This window comes from Rhizobacter sp. P3_B12 (genome assembly GCF_056402895.1).
In genome coordinates, this window is sequence record NZ_JBFUGN010001243.1 from 1 (window position 1) to 1,522 (window position 1,522).

Sequence of the window (1,522 nt, forward strand, 5' to 3'; positions counted from 1 at the left end):
GTGCCAGGCCTCGTGCGGCAGGTGCTGGTCCTGGCCCGGCGCGAGGTGGATGTCGTTGCCCTGCGCATAGGCCAGCGCGTTCAGCTGCGCCGGCTTGTCGGAGTTGCGGTGCACCTGCACGTCGGACACGTCCATGCCCGACAGCGATTCGATGCCGGCCTGCAGGTCGCCCGGCAGCCCGCCGCGTGCGGGGTCGGCCTTGGCCTGCATCGGCTCTTCTTCCTCGAGCTCGCCCAGATCGGGCGCGCGCTGCGCGGCCTCGCCGAACGCCGCCTCGATCTGCGCGCGCTGCGCCACCATGCGCGGGCTGTCGTGGAACGGATCGGCCGCGCGTTGATGCACAGGGGTCTCGGAGCCACTGTTGTCGCGGTCGTTGGAATGCAGTTGCACTTTCATGGGGCCTCCACTCTCGGCTTGAACGTCACGTAAATGCCTGCGGCGAACAGCAGCAGGATCAGTCCGTACAGCAGGTAATTCTGCTCGCGCCAGTGCTGCAGCGAGGGGTCGCAGCTGAACACGACGAAGGCCAGCACCAGCGTCGCCAGCGCCCCCGCCCACACCATCAGCAGGTAGCGCCGGCCGATGCGCCGCACCCGGCAGTTCCACGCATACAGCGCGATGCCGATGCCCTCGGCCAGCACCAGTGCCTCGAACAGCAGGCGCAGCGGCAGCCGGTTCGGGCAGGCGAACTCGCACAGCCCGGCCAGCGCGCCGCGCGGCACCGCGTAGTTGTGCGTCAGCAGCGCATGCACCGTCTCGCCGCTGCCGATGCCCGGCGTCGGCAGCGGCCACAGCCCGATGCCGCCATAGGTCCACTTGATGTAGGCCAGGTCGCGGTCGAGCTGGTCGCGCTCCTGCGGCGGCAGCGCGGCCGCCTTCTCGCCGCGCTGGTGGAACTCGATCGGCACCACGCTCTCCAGGAAGGCGATGCGGCGGTGCCCCGACAGGTTCGGCGTCGCATCGATGCGCGCGCGCAGCGTCATCGTGCTCGCGCCGGTCGGCTCGCTCAGCAGCACCAGGAAGTCGATCGTCAGGTCGGTGGTGCCGCGGTAGCGCACCTTGGCCCCCTCCTCCACGCCCTTGCTGCTGCGCCGCGGCTCGGCAGTCTCGAGCACGTCCATCAGGTCCGAGAAGTTGTAGGCCCCGGTGTCGCCGAGCAGCTTGTCGGGTACGACGATGTTGGCCTGGTAGCTGCGGCCGGTCGCCTGCATCTCGGCCACCAACCGCTGCAGGAAGAGCTTCAGGAAGCGCGCGAAGGCCTTCTGCTGCGGACCTTCGGTGGGCGAATCCTCGAAGAACACCGTGAGGCCGTCGTAGACGTACTCCGACTCGCGCCACTGCGGCAGCAACAGGCCGTCGAGGCCGGCCTGCAACGCGCCGTCGCGCGTGTCGGCCAGCACCACCGCGTTGCGTGCCGCGTTGCGCGCGGCGGTGTCGAGCTGGGTCTCGGGCAGGGCGAGCAGCGAGGCCCAGTCGCGCCGGTACAGCACCAGGTCGACGCGCGTGCCGTGCCGGCGCGTCT

Annotated in this window: 2 protein-coding genes; both read right to left on the bottom strand. The window is 70.2% G+C overall.

Annotated elements, in window-relative coordinates:
* Positions 1-396 (bottom strand): eCIS core domain-containing protein (locus tag AC1D01_RS34185; RefSeq protein ID WP_477873901.1); only part of this gene is annotated, 396 nt, incomplete at its 3' end.
* On the bottom strand, positions 393-1,522 hold a 1,130-nt coding region (locus AC1D01_RS34190; protein WP_477873902.1), incomplete at its 5' end, for a hypothetical protein. The genes AC1D01_RS34190 and AC1D01_RS34185, both read right to left, overlap by 4 nt.